General features: G+C 70.5%; 14 protein-coding genes and 2 riboswitches. Of the genes, 5 read left to right on the forward strand and 9 right to left on the reverse strand.

The window, feature by feature from the left end:
* Positions 1–46 precede the first annotated feature (46 nt).
* The 5 genes from ACVN9Z_RS26260 to ACVN9Z_RS26280 form a co-directional block, all read right to left on the reverse strand.
* Positions 47–703 (reverse strand): methionine ABC transporter permease, encoded by a 657-nt coding sequence (locus ACVN9Z_RS26260; protein ID WP_026383015.1) that lies wholly within the window; start codon positions 701–703, stop codon positions 47–49.
* The gene (locus ACVN9Z_RS26265) at positions 684–1799 is read right to left on the reverse strand and encodes a methionine ABC transporter ATP-binding protein (RefSeq protein WP_049055541.1); all 1116 of its coding nucleotides are present in this window, start codon (positions 1797–1799) and stop codon (positions 684–686) included. Before ACVN9Z_RS26265 ends, ACVN9Z_RS26260 begins: the two co-directional genes overlap by 20 nt.
* Positions 1800–1891: 92 nt before the next feature.
* Positions 1892–2731: a MetQ/NlpA family ABC transporter substrate-binding protein gene (locus tag ACVN9Z_RS26270; RefSeq protein ID WP_006384864.1), complete on the reverse strand. Its 840-nt coding sequence runs from the start codon at positions 2729–2731 to the stop codon at positions 1892–1894.
* 201 nt (positions 2732–2932) lie between these two features.
* Positions 2933–3358: a CopD family protein gene (locus ACVN9Z_RS26275; RefSeq protein ID WP_053500734.1), complete on the reverse strand. Its 426-nt coding sequence runs from the start codon at positions 3356–3358 to the stop codon at positions 2933–2935.
* Between the two features lie 169 nt (positions 3359–3527).
* Entirely contained in the window at positions 3528–4931 is a 1404-nt protein-coding gene (locus tag ACVN9Z_RS26280) for a spinster family MFS transporter (protein WP_047991267.1), read from the reverse strand.
* A gap of 162 nt (positions 4932–5093) precedes the next feature.
* Between ACVN9Z_RS26280 and ACVN9Z_RS26285 the strand changes: the two genes are divergently transcribed.
* The 3 genes from ACVN9Z_RS26285 (at position 5094) to ACVN9Z_RS26295 (ending at position 8390) form a co-directional block, all read left to right on the forward strand.
* Positions 5094–6086, forward strand: coding sequence for an AraC-like ligand-binding domain-containing protein (locus tag ACVN9Z_RS26285; RefSeq protein ID WP_458212815.1), 993 nt, complete (start codon positions 5094–5096; stop codon positions 6084–6086).
* A gap of 190 nt (positions 6087–6276) precedes the next feature.
* Positions 6277–7374: an NAD/NADP octopine/nopaline dehydrogenase family protein gene (locus ACVN9Z_RS26290; RefSeq protein WP_155873645.1), complete on the forward strand. Its 1098-nt coding sequence runs from the start codon at positions 6277–6279 to the stop codon at positions 7372–7374.
* 2 nt (positions 7375–7376) lie between these two features.
* Positions 7377–8390 carry a 3-hydroxybutyryl-CoA dehydrogenase gene (locus tag ACVN9Z_RS26295; RefSeq protein ID WP_024069621.1) on the forward strand — a complete coding sequence of 338 codons (1014 nt, stop codon included), beginning with the start codon at positions 7377–7379 and terminating at the stop codon, positions 8388–8390.
* Positions 8391–8417: 27 nt separating this feature from the next.
* On the opposite strand, the gene blaELC is transcribed toward ACVN9Z_RS26295, so the two are convergent.
* A complete protein-coding gene (blaELC, locus tag ACVN9Z_RS26300) occupies positions 8418–9644 on the reverse strand; it encodes an ELC family class C beta-lactamase (RefSeq protein WP_458212816.1) in 1227 nt (408 codons plus the stop codon).
* A gap of 137 nt (positions 9645–9781) precedes the next feature.
* A riboswitch (glycine riboswitch) is annotated at positions 9782–9873 on the forward strand.
* A gap of 1 nt (position 9874) precedes the next feature.
* A riboswitch (glycine riboswitch) is annotated at positions 9875–9961 on the forward strand.
* Positions 9962–10005: 44 nt separating this feature from the next.
* Here blaELC and ACVN9Z_RS26305 point away from each other — a divergent pair.
* Positions 10006–11235, forward strand: a complete 1230-nt coding sequence (locus ACVN9Z_RS26305) for a D-amino acid dehydrogenase (RefSeq protein ID WP_054505387.1) — start codon at positions 10006–10008, stop codon at positions 11233–11235.
* Between the two features lie 51 nt (positions 11236–11286).
* On the opposite strand, the gene ACVN9Z_RS26310 is transcribed toward ACVN9Z_RS26305, so the two are convergent.
* From ACVN9Z_RS26310 to pdxR, 3 genes are all read right to left on the reverse strand, one after another.
* On the reverse strand, positions 11287–12030 hold the full coding sequence (locus ACVN9Z_RS26310; protein WP_054482188.1) for a sulfite exporter TauE/SafE family protein: 744 nt from the start codon (positions 12028–12030) through the stop codon (positions 11287–11289).
* 144 nt (positions 12031–12174) lie between these two features.
* Positions 12175–12963, reverse strand: coding sequence for a PhzF family phenazine biosynthesis protein (locus ACVN9Z_RS26315; protein WP_024069624.1), 789 nt, complete (start codon positions 12961–12963; stop codon positions 12175–12177).
* Positions 12964–13018: 55 nt separating this feature from the next.
* Positions 13019–14521, reverse strand: coding sequence for a MocR-like pyridoxine biosynthesis transcription factor PdxR (gene pdxR, locus ACVN9Z_RS26320; RefSeq protein WP_054485278.1), 1503 nt, complete (start codon positions 14519–14521; stop codon positions 13019–13021).
* 84 nt (positions 14522–14605) lie between these two features.
* On the opposite strand from pdxR, the gene ACVN9Z_RS26325 reads away from it, so the two are divergent.
* Positions 14606–16321, forward strand: a complete 1716-nt coding sequence (locus ACVN9Z_RS26325) for a M24 family metallopeptidase (protein WP_458212817.1) — start codon at positions 14606–14608, stop codon at positions 16319–16321.
* Positions 16322–16359: the final 38 nt, after the last annotated feature.

Below are 16359 nucleotides of genomic sequence, written 5' to 3' on the forward strand. Positions count from 1 at the left end.
GGGAGTCTCCGGAAATCGGTTCAGGAAAGCGGACGGCGCGGCGCCGTCAACGCTTGTGGTCGGCGCGGCGCGACAGCCATTCGCCGGTGAATTGCACGATCGAGACCAGCGCGATCAGGATCACGATCACTTCGAACATCACGCGGGTTTCATAGCGTTCGTAGCCGTAGCGGATCGCCAGGTCGCCCAGGCCGCCGGCGCCCACCGCGCCGGCCATGGCCGAGGCGTTGATCATGGCGATGACGCTGACGGTCATGCCGCCGATGATGCCGGGCAGCGCCTCGGGCAGCAGCACGTGGCGCACGATGTGCCAGCGGCGGCAGCCCATGGCGCGCGCGGCTTCCACCAGGCCATGGTCGACGTCGTTCAGGCTGACCTGGGCGATGCGCGCGAAGAACGGCACCAGGTTGGCAGACAGCGGCACGATCGCGGCCCAGGTGCCGAGCGTGGTGCCGACCAGCATGCGCGTGAACGGCAGCATCGCCACCAGCAGGATGATGAAGGGGATGGCGCGGAACGTGTTCACGGTGATCGACAGCGCCTTGTTCAGGCGCGGCCGCGGATACAGGTTGCCCGGCGCGGTGACGGTCAGCACCACCGCCAGCGTCAGGCCCGCGGCGATCGCGATGAGCGCGGACACGCCCACCATGGTCAGCGTCTGCAGGAAGGCCTGCAGGTATTTATCAAGCATCGGCAGCGACATAGCCCAGTACCTCGATCTGATCGGCCACCAGCGCGGCGCGCGCGGCCTCTTCCTGTAGAACGGCGGCCGGCACCGACACCAGCAGGCTGCCCTGGGCGTGGCCGCGCAGGCGGTCCAGCCCGCCGTGCAGCAACGTCGCGCCCGGGCCCAGCGCCGCCAGCGCCTGCAGCGACACGCCGTCGGGGCGGCCCTGGCCGGTGAAGCGCAGGCGCAGCACCGCCACGCCGGCCCTGCCCGACAGGCCCGCCAGGTCCGGCGCCAGCCGCGCCGCCAGGTCGGCCGGCAGGTCATGCTGCAAGGGCCGCAACAGCGCGCGGGTGGCGTCGGCCTGCGGATTGCCGAACACGCGCCAGACCTCGCCGTGCTCGACCTTGCGGCCGCCGTCCAGCACCAGCACCTTGTGGCAGACCTCGCGGATCACCGCCATGTCGTGCGTGATCAGCACCACCGTCAGGCCCAGCTTGCGGTTGATGTCGCGCAGCAGCGCCAGGATCGACTGGGTGGTTTCGGGGTCGAGCGCCGAGGTGGCTTCGTCGCACAGCAGGATTTCGGGGTCGTGCACCAGGGCGCGGGCGATGCCCACGCGCTGCTTCTGGCCGCCGGACAGCTTGGACGGATAGGTGTCGGCCTTGTCGCGCAATCCGACCAGGTCCAGCAGCGCGTCGACCTTGGCGCGCGCCTCGGCCGGCCTGACGCCCGCGACGCGCAGCGGCAGGGCCACGTTCTGCGCCACCGTCTTGGCCGACAGCAGGTTGAAGTGCTGGAAGATCATGCCGATGCGGCGCCGCAGGCCGACCAGCGCGTCCTCGTCCAGGCCGCCGACGTCGACGCCGTCGACCCGCACCTGGCCGGCGCTGGGCCGCTCCAGCATGTTGATCGAGCGCAGCAGGGTCGACTTGCCGGCGCCGCTGCGGCCGATGATGCCGAACACCTCGCCGCGCCCGATGGCAAAGGAGATATCGGACAGCGCCGTTACCGTGCCCCGCGGGCCCTGGTAGCGTTTCTGCAGTCCGTCGAAAACGATGTGGGCGTCGCGCGCCGCGTCGGCGGCGGGCCGCAGGGCCGGATCCGCCAGGGGAATGTCGTGTTGCATCATGCTGTGTTCCCGAGCCGCCCGCGCGCCCGGCTCATGCCATGGCGCGGACGGGATTGGCGGCGGCGCCGGATGGAGCCGCCGCGCCTTCCGGCTCAGAAGACCGGGATCACCGAGCCTTCGTATTTGCTCAGGATGAACTGGCGCACTTCCTCGGAGTGGTAGGCCTTGACCAGCTCGGGCACCCAGGGCGCGTTCCTGTCTTTCTCGCGCACGGCGATGATGTTGACGTAGGGGTTGTTCTCTTTCTTCTCGACCGCGATGCCGTCGCGGGTGGCGATCAGCCCGGCCTGGTAGGCGAAGCTGTTGACGATGGCCGCGGTGTCGACGTCGGGCAGCGAACGCGCCAGCACCACCGAGGCGCTTTCGACGAAGTCGAGCTTGCGCGGGTTGGAGGTCACGTCGGCCAGCGTGGCGGTGCCGGTGGCCGGATCGAAGCCGTCCTTGAGCGTGATCAGGCCCTGGTCGCGCAGGATCACCAGCGCGCGGGTCTGGTTGCTGGGATCGTTGGGAATGCCGACCTTGGCGCCCTCGGGCAGGGCCTGCAGCGACTTGTATTTCTTCGAATAGAAGGCGATGGGCGAGATCAGCGTATTGGCGACCGACACCAGCTTGTAGCCGCGCTGCTTGATCTGGTCGTTCAGGAACGGGATGTGCTGGAACGCATTGGCGTCCAGGTCGCCGTTGTTGAGCGCCTCGTTGGGGCTGGCGGTGCCGGTGATGACCACCGGCTCGACCGCCAGGCCGTTCCTCTTGGCGACCTGCGCCACCACTTCCCAGATCTGTTCGTCGACGCCGCCGCGCACGCCGACCTTGAGCGGCTTGGGATCGGCGGAGAACGCCGGCCCGTGGAACATGGCGGCGGCGGCCAGCACGGCGCCCAGCAGGGCCTTGGCCAACGTGCCCGCGCGGGCGCTGTAAGTACGGGGAGTCATATGGAAATCGCCTCTCAGTCGATACGGTTATGAGGAGACGATTCTAGGGATGGCCCCCGCGGCCACGAACGAATACTTCGTTGAGTCGTTATTACGGGGGTGTTTGGATATGGCGCCGGCGCATAAGCGGCCGCGCCCCGCGCCGACGGCGCGCGCCGGCCCGGCATGCCGGCGCCGCGTGGCCACGCCGCAGGCCGGGCCTCAGAACGGCTTGACCACCACCAGGGTCACGATGACCGCCGCGGCGACCACCGTGAGCGGCGCGTACAGGTCGACCAGCGGCGCGCGCTTCGCGCCGCCCTGGGCCTGGCGGCGCAAGGCCGCGCTCTGCACGCCCAGCAGGCCCGACAGGACCAGCGCCAGCGCGATCTTGATCCAGATCCAGGTCATGGCGAACCAGCCGAAGGTCACGGCCAGGTGCAGGCCGACCAGCCAGGCCAGCACCATCGCCGGCGTGGTGACGAACAGCGTCCAGCGGCGCAGGGCGCCCAGCATCTTGCGTTCCTTGGGCGCCTCGTCGCTGTCGGGCGGCTGCGACGACAGCAGGAACAGCGACACGAACAGGGAGCCGCCCAGCCATGCGACCACGGCGGCGACATGCAGCATTTTGAGTAATTGGTAGGTCATGCGCGCGATTATCGCCGCAGTGGCGAATCGCGGGGGGCTGGACGGGGCCTGGAGGTTTGCGCCAGGACAAAGGCGGACGCCGGTCCGGGATGGCCCGGCCTGACCGCCGCGCCCCGGCGCGGGCGCGGCAGCCGTATGCCGCCTCACCGGGCTTGCGGCATCGCGCGCGTCACGGCGTCTGCCCGGCAGGCGCGCGCGCTGGCGCCGCAACCTGCGCGGCGGGTGCGGCGCGCTCGCCTTCTTCCCGCGCCAGGCTGCGCCGGTACTTGCCGCAGCCTGCCGCCAGCAGGCCGATGCACAGCAGCGTGGCCACGCCGATCAGCAGCGACATGGAATGCCCCACCGCCGCCGGGTCGCGGAACAGGCGGTCGGTCAGCAGCGCCACCGCCGTGGTGCCCAGCCCCAACCCGACCAGGTTGGAGATCAGCAGGAACAGCGCCGACACCTGGGCGCGCAGCTGGTTCGGCGGCAGGATCTGCATGGCCGCCGTGGACGTCGGCATGGGGAACGAGGCGAAGAACATCGCCGGCAGCAGCAGGCCCACCGACAGCCACAACCCGTTCGCCTGGGTGAAGGCCACGGCCGGCAGCGCCATGCCGATCGCGCCGATGACGCCGGCGCGCAGAGGCGCGTCGCTGTAGCCGCGCCGCGCCAGCCAGTCCATCAGCCAGCCGCCGCAGAACACGCCCGCGGTGTTGGCCACCAGCACCACGGTGCCCAGCATGTAGCCCGCCTCCACCGGCGACAGGCCGAACTTGCGCATGTAGAAGGCCGGCGTCCAGCCCAGCAGGCAGAACAGGATCATGGCGTAGAACGAGAACCCCAGGTAATGGCAGCAGAAGGTGCCGCGATGGCGGCCCAGGAAGCGGAACAATGCGCCCGCGGTGGGCTTCTGCACCCGCCCGTCGGCGTCGTGGCGCAGGCCCTTGCGTTGCGGATCGCGCACGGTCAGCAGGATCAGCAGCGCCACCAGCACGCCGGGCAGGCCGACGATGAAGAACGTCACCTGCCACGGCCGCAGTTCGCCCACGCCGGGCAGGCGCACGCTATCCACGCTCTTGAGCAGGTCGATGACATAGCCGCCGATCAGGAAAGCCAGGCCGCCGCCGATGAACGAGCCGATCGAATAGATGCCCACGGCGCGCCCGAGCTTGTGGCGCGGGAACATGTCGCTGAGCATCGAATACGTGGCCGGCGACAGCGCCGCCTCGCCCACCCCCACGCCGATGCGCGCCAGGAACATCTGGCCGAAGTTCTTCGACAGGCCGCAGGCGGCGGTCGCCAGGCTCCAGAAGGCCACGCCGATGGCGATGATGCGGGGCCGCGAATAGCGGTCGGCCAGCAGCGCGATGGGGATGCCCATGAAGGCGTAGAACAGCGAGAAGGCCAGCCCGTGCAGCAGGCTGAACTGGGTGTCCGAGAGCTGCAGGTCGCGCTTGATGGGTTCGATCATCAGGGCCAGGATCTGCCTGTCGACGAACGAAAATATGTACGCTAGCATGCAGATCAGGACGACATACCATTCATAGGCATAGCGTTTCTGCGCCGCGTCGGTTCCGGTATCGCCCGTCATGTTCTTCCCTTGTATCGCAATGGGATCGCGCCGGCCGCATCGAGGCGGTGGCGGCGTCCCGCTGTCTGGTTCGCCATTCCGATGGCTGCATCTGTTGTAGGCCTTTGCGCCGGCCGGCTCTATACCGGGCGCGCAACGGCTATTCCCGGGGCGCAGGAAAGCATGTTCCACGATACCTATCCGCTGCAACGCCATTGCCTGCTGGATTCGGGCAATCTTTCCGAGATCACCTACCAGGTCAGCCAGCACCTGTGGTCGCACCGCATGTGCGTGGCGCGCGGCGATCCCCTGCAATCGCGCCTGTATGGCGTGTTCTTCGGCAGCGCCGCGCTGTTCGACCTGCACTATGGCGCCGAGGTCGAGATCGACGCCGGCGACATCGCCCGCTACTACCTGGTGCGCGTCACGCTGCAAGGCGCCGGACAGGTCACGCTGGGCAAGCGCAGCGCGGCCCTGCGCGAAGGCGGCCTGACCATTTCGTCGCCCTCCGAGCGCAGCGTGCTGCGCATCGGCCCGGATTGCCGCAGCCTGATCCTGCGGGTCGAGCGGCAGGCGCTGGAACGCCAGCTGCAACAGTTGCTGGACCGTCCGCTGCGCCAGGCGCTGGTGTTCGACCTGGAGGCGGCGCCCGGTTCGGCCGGCCTGGCGGCGGTGCAGGAAACGCTGGACTACCTGTGCAGGCTGTACCAGCACCCCGCCATCGAAGGCGTGACGCAGACATTGGCGGCGGGCTTTTCCGACTACCTGGTCTCGCTGCTGCTGATGCAGCTGCCGCACAACTATTCCGAGGCGCTGCGCGCCGATCGGCGCCAGCCGCTGCCGCTGCACGTGCGGCGCGCGCGCGACTACATCGAAGACCACATCGACGCGCCCATCGCCCTGCCCGACCTGGCCGCGCATTGCGGCGTCTCGATCCGCACCTTGCAGAACGGCTTCACCCAGTTCCTGCAGCAGAGCCCCAGCGACTACCTGCGCAACCGCCGCCTGGCGCTGGCGCACGCGGCGCTGGGCAACGCCGGCGACGGCGACAGCGTCACCGACATCCTGCTGCGCTGCGGCGTGACCAGCTTCGGCCATTTCGCCACGCACTACCGCAAGCGCTACGGCTGCCTGCCGTCCGACACGCTCCGGCAGGGCCGCGCCCGCGCCTGTTGAAGGGCGGCGCGCGAGGTCTGTTCAAGCGCGGGGCGCCAGGCCCATTGCGGTGGCGGGTCGCGCCTGCCGACGCAGCGGGCCGCGCCCCGCCGCGCATTCCCTTGCCGATTCCGTATTCCGCTTGCGCCTGCGGCGCAGTCCGCCGTGCCGGCCATCGCTAGGATCGAAGCTCTCACGAAGGAGCTCGATCATGCGCATCGGCGTTATTGGAGGCGGCCACGGCTGCTACGCGGCGGCCGCCGACCTGGCGGAAAAAGGACATCGGGTGCGCCTGTGGCGCCGCGACGCGGCGGCGTTCGACAGCCCGCGCCGCGCCGGCGCCCTGGAAGTCACCGACTATCGCGGCACCCGCCGTATCGCCCTGGGCGAGGCGCCCGGCCAGATCGAGCTGACGGCCGACCTGGCCGCCGCCGCCGCGGGCGCGCAACTGCTGGTGATTCCGCTGCCGTCCACCTCGCATGCGGCGCTGGCGCCCGAGCTGGCGCCGCACCTGCGCGACGGCCAGGTGGTGTTCCTGCCGCCCGGCACCTTCGGCAGCTATCTGTTTGCCCGCGCCCTGCGCCAGGCCGGCAACCCGGCCGAGGTCGCCTTTGCCGAGACCGGCACCCTGCCCTATCTGGCGCGCAAGCACGGCGACCGCGTCGTCATCAGCGCCTACGCCACGCGCCTGCCCACCGGCGTGTTCCCTAGTCGCCTGGCCGGCTCCGCGCTGGCAACGCTGGCGCAGGCCTATCCGAGCGTCGAACCGATCGAGGACGCCCTGTCCGGGGCGCTGATGAACGCCGGCCCGGTGATCCACCCGCCGCTGATCCTGATGAACGCCGGTCCGCTCGAACACTTCGAACGCTGGGACATCCACAACGAGGGCACGCAGCCGTCGATCCGCCGCGTGACCGACGCGCTGGACGCCGAACGCATCGCCATCCGCGCCGCGCTGGGCTACGCCGCGCCGCATTTTCCGCTGGCCGACCACTATGCCAGCGAGGGCGACGAATGGATGTATGGCCGCGGCGCCCACGGCAAGCTGACCGACAGCGGCGACTGGCGCGAAACCATCGACCTGGGCACGCACCGCTACATGCTGGAAGACACGCGCCTGGGCCTGTCGTTCCTGGTGTCGACCGGCCGCTGGGCCGGCGTGCCCACGCCGGTGGCGCAGGGCCTGTTGAGCGTGGCCTCGGCCGTGACCGGCCGCGACCTGTACGCCGAAGGCCGCACGCTGGAGGCGCTGGGGCTGGACGCCCTGTCGCGCGCCGACATGGTCGCGCTGCTCGCGCAAGGATGCTGACCATGGAACGGACCTTGTGCGTGGTCGGCGCCGGCCGCATGGGCATGGGCATCGCCCTGTCATACATCCATGCCGGACTGGACGTTACGCTGATCGACATCAAGCCGCGCGCGCGCGGCGAGCGCGCCGAAACCTTCGCCCGCGTGCTGGGCGGCCTGCGGCGCGAACTGGGCACGCTCGTGCGGTTGGGCCTGCTGGACGAGGCCCAGGCCGACACCGCGCTGGGCCGCGTGCGCCTGGTGGCGCGCGAGGACGCCCTGGCCGACCTGGCCCGCGCCCGCGTGGTGTTCGAGGCGGTGCCCGAGCAACTGGACATCAAGCGCGACACCTTCGACTGGCTCGGCGAGGCCTGCGCGCCGGACAGCGTCATCGCCTCCACCACCTCGACCTTCCTGGTCACCGAACTGGCCGACATGGTGCGCGCGCCCGGCCGCTTCCTGAACGCGCACTGGCTCAATCCCGCCTACCTGATCCCGCTGGTGGAGGTGAGCCCCGGCCCGCGGACCAGCGACGCGGCGTTGCAGGACCTGCTGGCGGTGCTGCGCCTGGCCGGCAAGACGCCGGTGCGGTGCGCGCCCGCCGCCGGCTACATCGTGCCGCGCATCCAGGCGCTGGCCATGAACGAGGCGGCCCGCATGGTCGAGGAAGGCGTGGCCAGCGCCGAGGACATCGACACCGCCGTGCGGCTGGGCTTCGGCCTGCGCTTCTCGGTGCTGGGCCTGCTGGAGTTCATCGACTGGGGCGGCGGCGACATCCTCTACTACGCCTCGCGCTACCTGTCCGGCGCGCTCGATGCGCGCTTCGCGGCCCCGGCCATCATCGAACGCAACATGGAACAGGGGCGCAACGGCCTGCGCGAAGGGCAAGGCTTCTACGACTATGGCGGCATGGATGTCGAAGCGTACAAGCTGCGGCGGCTGGGCGAGTTGTGCGCGCGGCTGGAGATCATGGGGTTGCTGCCGAGGTTCGATGGCGCCAGGGCGGCCGGCCAGGCGCCCCCTGCGGCCCGATCCTGAAGGCCGCCGCGCGCCGGGCGGCGGCATTCACGGCGCCAGCGCCTCGAGCACCCGCAGCGCCAACCGCACCCGCGCCTCGTTGGGATAGTTGCGGTTGGCCAGGATCACGATGCCGAGCTTGCGCGACGGCACGAACGCCACGTAGGCGCCAAAGCCGTTGGTGGCGCCGGTCTTGTTGACCCACACCGCCTGCTGCGGCGCCAGCGGCGGTTGCTGGGCCTTGACCGGCAGGGTCTCGAACGCGACCTGGGCGGAGTTGCCGCGCACCAGGTCGTCCACCGACACCGGGTAGCGATACTGTTCCCAGATCAGGTCCTGCGTCATCGCGCCCAACTGGTAATAGCCGGTGTGGGTCTCGGCGATGGCGCGCTGCAGCGTGGCGTCGACCGGCGCGGCGCCCAGGTTGATCTCGATGAAACGCAGCATGTCGCGGGCGCTGGACTTCACGCCGTAGGCCTCGTCGGCCAGCACGCCCGGGTTCAGGCGCACCGGCGCGTCCTGCTTGTCGTAGCCCTGGGCGTAGTCGGGCATCTTGCGCGGCGGCACTTCCAGCCAGGTGTCGCGCAGGCCCAGCTTGGGAAACAGCTGCTGCTCCATCGCCGCCACGTAGGACTCGCCCAGCGCGCGCGCCGCCACCACGCCCAGCATGCCGATGCTAGGGTTGGCATAGGTGCGCTTCGTGCCGGGCGCATACCGCGGGGTCCAGGCCTTGAGGTAGTCCATCAGTTGCGCCGTGTTCTGGACCGCGTCCGGCACCTGCAAGGGAAAGCCGCCGGCGGTGTGCGTGGCCAGGTTCACCAGCGTCAGCTTGGCGAATTCGCTGCCCTGCAGCTCGGGCACCCACTTGGCCGGACTGTCGGCCAGCGACAGGCGGCCCGTGGCCTGCGCGTAGGCGGCCAGCGTGACGGTGAAGGTCTTGCTGATCGAACCCAGTTCGAACAGGGTGTCGCTGGAAACGGCGCGGCGCGGCTGGCGCAAGGCGTCGCCATAGTTGAAGAAGCGCTGCTCGCCGTTGTGGCTGACGCCGATGGCCATGCCGTCGATGCCGTATTGGCGCATGACCTCGGCCACCGCGGCGTCGACGGCGGCGGTGGCGCGATCGGCCTTGGCGGGCGTGGATGCGGAGGCCGATGCCGTGGCTGCCTTGGCGGCGGGCGCTTGCGCAACGGCCGGGCTGGCCGAGGCGGTGCCGGCCAGGGCCAGCGCCAACGTCGTGGATAGCAGGGAAATACGGAACATTGCCGGAGCGCGCATGCGGGATCGTCCTTTCGTTTTCTGACCGGCGCGTGCCGCGCGGGTTGGCGCCCAGTGTAGAGCCTATCCGCCTCCTTCCTGGTATTAACCCTGAGTCCCGCTCGCGGCAGATTTTGGCTATTCTCACTGCGTCGATTCAAAACCCCGCAGAAGAGTCCCGTCCCCCGTGGCGGGCGCCGACGGAGCAACCGCCCCGGAAACTCTCAGGCAACAGGACTGCGCGGTCTAGACAATCTGGAGAGAGGCGCCTGGCGCCCACCGAAGGGGAACCCGCGCCCTCGCGCCCGGGTGAAGCTCTCAGGTACAGAGACAGATGGGGTGCCGCGATCATCGGATCGTGGCCACGCCATCTGGAGCCATCATGCCCCGCATCGCCATCATCGGCGCCGGTATCACCGGCGTCACGTCCGCCTACGCCTTGAGCAAACTGGGCTACGACGTCACCGTCTACGACCGTCAGCGCTATCCCGCCATGGAGACGTCCTACGCCAACGGCGGCCAGTTGTCCGCCAGCAATGCCGAAGTCTGGAACAGCGCCGCCACCATCCTGAAAGGCCTGCGCTGGCTCGGCCGCCACGACGCGCCGCTGCTGCTCAATCCGCGTCCGAGCTGGCACAAGTATTCATGGCTGGCCCAGTTCATGGGGCAGATCCGCAACTATCGCCAGAACACCATCGCCACCACGCGCATGGCGATCGAGGCGCGCCAGCACCTGTACGCCATGGCCGAGGAGGAAGGCATCGATTTCGACCTGGAGCGCCGCGGCATCCTGCACATCTACCACGATGCCGCCAGCTTCGAGACCGCGCGCCGCGCCAACGCGCTGCTGCGCGAAGGCGGGCTGGAGCGGCACGCGGTCACGCCGGAGGAAATCCGCGGCATCGAGCCGACGCTGCAAACGCCCTGCCACGGCGGCTTCTACACGCCGTCCGATGCCACCGGCGACATCCACAAGTTCACCAGCGGCCTGGCGCGGGCCTGCGCGCGCCGCGGCGTGCGCTTCGAACAGGATGCCGACATCCGCGCCATCAGCCGCGACGGCCTGCCCTACGTGCTGGACCTGGCGCGCGAGGACGGCACGCGGCGCGAACAGCACGAGACCGACGCCATCGTGGTCTGCGCCGGCGCCGCCAGCCGCCAGTTCGCGCGGCAATTGGGCGACAGGCTGAACATCTATCCGGTCAAGGGCTATTCGATCAGCGTGCACCTGGACGACGCCGCCAGCCAGGCCGCCGCGCCCAGCGTGAGCCTGCTGGACGAGGCCGCCAAGATCGTCACCAGCCGCCTGGGCGACCGTTTCCGCGTGGCCGGCACGGCCGAGTTCAACGGCTTCAACCTGGACATCCGCGCCGAACGCATCCAGCCGCTGGTGGACTGGACCCGCCGCCACTTTCCCGGCGTGCGCACGGCGCGCGTGGTGCCCTGGTGCGGGTTGCGGCCGATGATGCCCGACATGATGCCGCGCGTCGGCCCCGGCAAGCGGCCCGGCGTGTTCTACAACACCGGCCATGGGCACCTGGGCTGGACGCTGTCGGCGGCCACGGCGCAGATGCTGGCGGCGAGCGTGCGGGAAGGAGTGGGACTGTCGTGAAGCCATTGCGGCAGAGCACAGGCCGGGAGCGGGCCGGACGCGGATCGGCCCTCAATACCCCAGCAGCCGCGGCACCGAGGAGGCCAGCAGTGTCAGTCCCGAGCAGGTCAGCAGCCCCAGCACCAGGCGGCGGAACGCGACTTCCGATATGCCGATGTACAGGCGCGTGCCCAGCAGCGTGGGGATCAGCATGGCCGGCGCCACCACGGCGAACATGGGCGCCATGTCGCGCGTGACGATGCCCGTGGCCAGGTAGGTGGCCATGGTCACGGCCAGCATCGACAGATTGAAATTCTGGATCACGGCGCGCTGCGTGTCCTTGCCGAAACCGCGCAGCGTGCACCACAGCGTCGGCACGCTGCCGGCGAAGCCGCCGATGCCGCCCATCACGCCGCCCACCAGCCCGACCGCGCCGTCCCCCCAGCGATTGCCGCCGATGCGCGGCAGGCGCTGCGCCATCAGCATGACCGGACACCACAGCGCCAGCAGCGCGCCCAGCACCGCCTTGAACCAGTCCATGTCCAGGTGCGGCAGGATCAGGACGCCCAGCGGAATACCCGCCAGGCCACCGAGCAGGAAGGGCCACAGCAAGGGCCAGTTGAAGCCGCGCCGCACCGAGAATACCGCCAGCAGCTGGCCGGTGAGCGCGCCGAACACGGCCAGCGCCGCCGCCAGCCGCGGATCCAGCACCCAGGCCCAGAACGACATGGCCACCATGCCGAAGGCAAAGCCCGACAGGCCCTGCACGAATCCCGCCACGGCCGCCCCGAGGGCGACTATCCACACCGCATCCATTGCCCTGCGTCTCCTTGTTGTCGTGTCCGGCGGCGGAAGGATCGTTCCGTCCGGCTCTCGTGACGGCAGATTCTAGGCGCGTGTCGCGGCGGCCTTATTTGAAGTGTTGATGAGGCAATAGGTTTTCGGTGATGGCGGCGCGGTTCACAGGAAGATCGTGCCGCGCAGGTACAACGCGGCCTGGCCGCTGATGATGACGCGGCCGTTGTCGCGCAGCTCGCAGCGCAGCTGGCCCTTGCGCGCCCCGCCCTGCTCGGCGGTGAGCCGGGTCTTGCCCAGCCGCTCGCCCCAATAAGGCGCCAGCGAGGTGTGCGCCGACCCCGTGACCGGGTCTTCGTTGACGCCGACGCGCGGCCCGAACCAGCGCGACACGAAGTCGTAGCGGGTGGACGGCGCCGTCACCGCCACGCCGCGCACGTCGAACGCCGCCAGCGCGGCGAAGTCGGGCGCGAGGCCGTCGATCAGGCTTTCGTCGTCGATCACAACCAGGTAGTCGTCGGTGCGGTACAGCGCGCGCGCCGCCGGCAGGCCGAGCGCCCGCAGCAGGCCGTCGGGGATGGCTTCGGCCACCGGGCGCCTGGCGGGAAAGTCCATCGCCAGCCCGTCGCCGGCGCGCCGCACCCGCAGTTCGCCGCTGCGGGTGGCAAAGCGCAGCACCTCTTCGCTGGCGCCCAATTGCTCGAACAGCACCCAGGCGGTCGCCAGGGTCGCATGGCCGCACAGGTCGACCTCGACCGCGGGCGTGAACCAGCGCAGCTCGTGGATGTCGCCGCGGCGCACCACGTAGGCGGTCTCGGACAGGTTGTTCTCTTCGGCGATGCGTTGCAGCGTGGCATCCGGCAGCCATGCCTCCAGCGGCACCACCGCGGCGGGGTTGCCGCCAAAGGGCGCGGCGGAAAAAGCGTCCACCTGGTAGAGATCGAGTTGCGGCATGAGGAATCCTGGAAAAAACGGTGAAGGGGACGCGGCGGCGCCATGCCGCATTTTGCTACGAAACGCCCGCGACTTCCCGCAGCAGCGCCTCCAGGCTGTCCAGTTCCGCCTCCTGGCGCGCGCTGTAGCCGATCACCACGCCCGCCGGCCAGGACACGCGCCGGCAGAATTCCGCGACCGGCTGCAGCCCCACGCCCAGCGCGCGCGCCCGCGCCAGCAATGCCGCCACGTCGATGCCGGGCGGCGGCCACCACACCAGGTGAAAGCCCGCGTGTTCGCCGCTGACTTGCAGCGGCGCCGCGCCCACCGCCTGGCGCAACATGCGCAGCACCCGATCGCGCCGCTGCGCATAGACCGGCCGCGCTCGTCGCACGTGGCGCGCGAAGCCGCCGTTCTCCAGGAACGCCGCCAGCGTCATCTGCTCGACGATGCTGCCGGAGCGGCCCGTCAGGTAGCGGGCGCGGGCGAAGTCCGCCACCAGCGGCCGGGGCAGCACCGCGTAGCCGATGCGCAGGGCGTTGAACAGGGTCTTGTTGAAGCTGCCGCAGTGGATCACGCGGTCGGCGCGGTCCAGGCTTTTCAGGGCCGCCAGCGGCGCGCCGTCGTAGTTGAATTCGCTGTCGTAGTCGTCGTCCAGGATCCAGCAACCGGCCTGCTCGGCCCAGTCCAGCAGCTCCAGGCGGCGCGACACCGGCATGGTGACGCCGGTGGGCGACTGGTGCGCCGGCGTCACATGCACCAGCCTGACGCCGCGATGGCGGCGGGCGCGGGCCACCGAGAAGCCGTGCTGGTCGATGGCCACCGGCACCACGCGGCGCGTGTACTGGCTGAACAGCGGCATGGCATTGAGGTAGCCGGGGTCTTCCACCAGCACCTTGTCGCGCGGCGTGAGCAGAAGGCGCCCGCTGAGATCGAGGCCGTCGCGGATGCCGGTCAGCACCACCACCTGGTCGGCATCGCAGGCAATGCCGCGCGCCGCGCCGAGATAGCGCGCGATCTGTTCGCGCAGGGGATACCAGCCCTGCGGATCCTCGCGCGCCAGTTGCGCCGCCGTCACCCGCCGGGCGCTGGCCAGCAGGCCCTGGCGCCAGGCCGCCATGGGGAACAGCGAGGCGTCGGCGCCGCGCGCGGTGAAAGGCGGTTCGTGCCGCAAGGGAGGAACCGAACGGTCGGCATCCCGCGGGGCCGAGCGCGGCGCGGCGCGCGTGGCGGCAGCGGGCGCCGTGGCCGTATCGCCCGGCAGTCCGTGGCGAAAGAAATTGTCCGGGATGACCGCCGCCACATAGGTGCCGGACCCGACCGCGCCGGCGGTATAGCCTTCGCCGCGCAACTGGTCGTAGGCGGCCTCGACGGTGGAACGGGCAACATGCCAGCGCGCCGCCAGGCTGCGGGTGGACGGCAGCCGCCCGCCCGAGGGCAGGACGCCGCGCAGGATGCGCTCGCGGATCTGCCGGTACACCCAGGACTGCTTGGATTCGTCCGGGCGCGGCGGATCGACCGGCAGGTCCAGGCTGGCCTCCTGGCGGGTATCGCGCGAAAGTGGCTTGGTCTGGTTCATGAAAATGGCCCTATTTCATCGAGCCATTCTATCGCTACATTGCCTCATCGCCCCCCCCCCGGGGCACGCCACCGGAATCGCGCCATGTCCACGCCCGCCCACGCCATCATCCTCGAGCACGGCCGCTTCACCAGCGATGGCAGCACCTCGATCCTGGAAGCCGCGCTGGCCCAGGGCGTGGCCGTGCCGTTTTCCTGTCAGCGCGGCGAGTGCGGTTCATGCCGGGCCCAGGTGACCGGCGGCGCCTACGCCCGCATCGCGCCGCCCACCGAGCGCACCTATGTCACCGCCGCCGACGAATTGCTGATGTGCCAGTGCCGGGCGACCGGCGACCTGGCGCTGCGCTTTGCGCACTGGCAGGCGCCGGCGCAACCGGCGCGCCACTACCCGGTGACGGTGCTGTCGCGGGTACCGCTGACCGCCGACGTGACCCGGCTGATCGTGGCGCCCCACGACGCCGCCGGGGCCTTCACCTGGCAGGCCGGGCAGCATGTGCGCTTCCAGATGGAAGATGGCGGCGAGCGCCCGTTCTCCATCGCCAGCGTGCCAGCCGCGGCCGGCCCCGCCCGACTCGAATTCCACATCCGGCGCATGCCCGGCGGCGGTTTCACCGAACGGGTGCTGCCGCGCCTGATGCCCGGCGACACGCTCACCCTGGCGGGCCCGCACGGCGCCTGCGTCTGGCCGGCGCGGGGCTGGGCCGAGGCGGTCCAGGAGCTGGTGCTGCTGGCCACCGGCACCGGCTATGCCGGCGTCCACGCGATCATGATGGCGGCATTGCAGGACCCGCGCATCAGGCGCGTCACGCTCTACTGGGGCGGCCGCGACGAGGACGACTGCTACGCGGGCCCGCTGCTCAACGCGCTGCAGGGCAAGCACAGCGGGTTCCAATGGCAGGCGGTGCTGTCGCGGGCATCCGCCGCGCCCGCCTGGCACGTGCAGGACGCCGCCCTGGCCGCGGACCACGACTGGCCGCGCACGGTGGCCTACGCCTGCGGCAACCCGGCCATGGTGCGCGCGGCGCGGGATCGATTGTGCGCGGCCGGCCTGCCGCCGGACCGCTTCGTGTCCGAGGCCTTCGTGCCGGCGCGGGATCGGCCCGCCACGCGCGTCGCGCCGGCCCCGGCCCACCCGTGGGAACAGGTCGGCCAGCGCTTCAGCCTGGACGGCATCCTCGACGCCCGCCGTCGGTCGCGCGAGGCGGTGCGCGAGATTGCCGCGCTGCTGCGGCCCGGCATGACCACGCGCGAGGCGGTCACGGCGGCCGATGCCCACCTGCGCCGCATGGGCGCGTCGCACAACTGGCATCCGACCTACGTGCGCTTCGGCCCCGACTCGCAGTCGCCGGCGGTGCAGCCTACCGACTTCCAGCGCCGGCTGCGCGACGATGACGTGTTCGTGGTGGACATCGGCCCGGTATGGGACGGCTACGAGGGCGACTATGGCGACACCTTCGTGCTGGGCGCGGATGCCGACCGCCGGCGCTGCGCCGAAGCCGCGCGCCAGGTGTTCCGGCGCACCCGCGAGGACTGGCTGCGCGGGCTGACCGGCGCGGCCCTGTACGACCGCGCCGAGGCCTACGCGCGCGACTATGGCTGCGAGCTGGTGCGCGAGGTGCCGGGCCACCGGGTGGCGGATTTTCCGCACGCGCTGTACGGCCGGCACCGGCTGGCGCAGGCCGAATTCGTGCCGGCAGACGGCATCTGGGTGCTGGAGATCCAGGTGCGCGACCGGACGCTGCCGATCGGCGCGTTCTACGAGGACGTGCTGTTGCGGGAGATGGCGGACGCGGCAGCTTGACCGGACTCAGGGTTTGTCCCAATGCCCGGCCTGTCGAT

Source organism: Achromobacter sp. KK8, assembly GCF_054188005.1.

Excerpts from the sequence above, each read along its gene's own strand:
- ACVN9Z_RS26260 (WP_026383015.1), bottom strand. The coding sequence starts at position 703 with ATGTCGCTGCCGATGCTTGATAAATACCTGCAGGCCTTCCTGCAGACG.
- ACVN9Z_RS26265 (WP_049055541.1), bottom strand. The coding sequence starts at position 1,799 with ATGATGCAACACGACATTCCCCTGGCGGATCCGGCCCTGCGGCCCGCC.
- ACVN9Z_RS26270 (WP_006384864.1), bottom strand. The coding sequence starts at position 2,731 with ATGACTCCCCGTACTTACAGCGCCCGCGCGGGCACGTTGGCCAAGGCC.
- ACVN9Z_RS26275 (WP_053500734.1), bottom strand. The coding sequence starts at position 3,358 with ATGACCTACCAATTACTCAAAATGCTGCATGTCGCCGCCGTGGTCGCA.
- ACVN9Z_RS26280 (WP_047991267.1), bottom strand. The coding sequence starts at position 4,931 with ATGACGGGCGATACCGGAACCGACGCGGCGCAGAAACGCTATGCCTAT.
- ACVN9Z_RS26285 (WP_458212815.1), top strand. The coding sequence starts at position 5,094 with ATGTTCCACGATACCTATCCGCTGCAACGCCATTGCCTGCTGGATTCG.
- ACVN9Z_RS26290 (WP_155873645.1), top strand. The coding sequence starts at position 6,277 with ATGCGCATCGGCGTTATTGGAGGCGGCCACGGCTGCTACGCGGCGGCC.
- ACVN9Z_RS26295 (WP_024069621.1), top strand. The coding sequence starts at position 7,377 with ATGGAACGGACCTTGTGCGTGGTCGGCGCCGGCCGCATGGGCATGGGC.
- blaELC (WP_458212816.1), bottom strand. The coding sequence starts at position 9,644 with ATGCGCGCTCCGGCAATGTTCCGTATTTCCCTGCTATCCACGACGTTG.
- ACVN9Z_RS26305 (WP_054505387.1), top strand. The coding sequence starts at position 10,006 with ATGCCCCGCATCGCCATCATCGGCGCCGGTATCACCGGCGTCACGTCC.
- ACVN9Z_RS26310 (WP_054482188.1), bottom strand. The coding sequence starts at position 12,030 with ATGGATGCGGTGTGGATAGTCGCCCTCGGGGCGGCCGTGGCGGGATTC.
- ACVN9Z_RS26315 (WP_024069624.1), bottom strand. The coding sequence starts at position 12,963 with ATGCCGCAACTCGATCTCTACCAGGTGGACGCTTTTTCCGCCGCGCCC.
- pdxR (WP_054485278.1), bottom strand. The coding sequence starts at position 14,521 with ATGAACCAGACCAAGCCACTTTCGCGCGATACCCGCCAGGAGGCCAGC.
- ACVN9Z_RS26325 (WP_458212817.1), top strand. The coding sequence starts at position 14,606 with ATGTCCACGCCCGCCCACGCCATCATCCTCGAGCACGGCCGCTTCACC.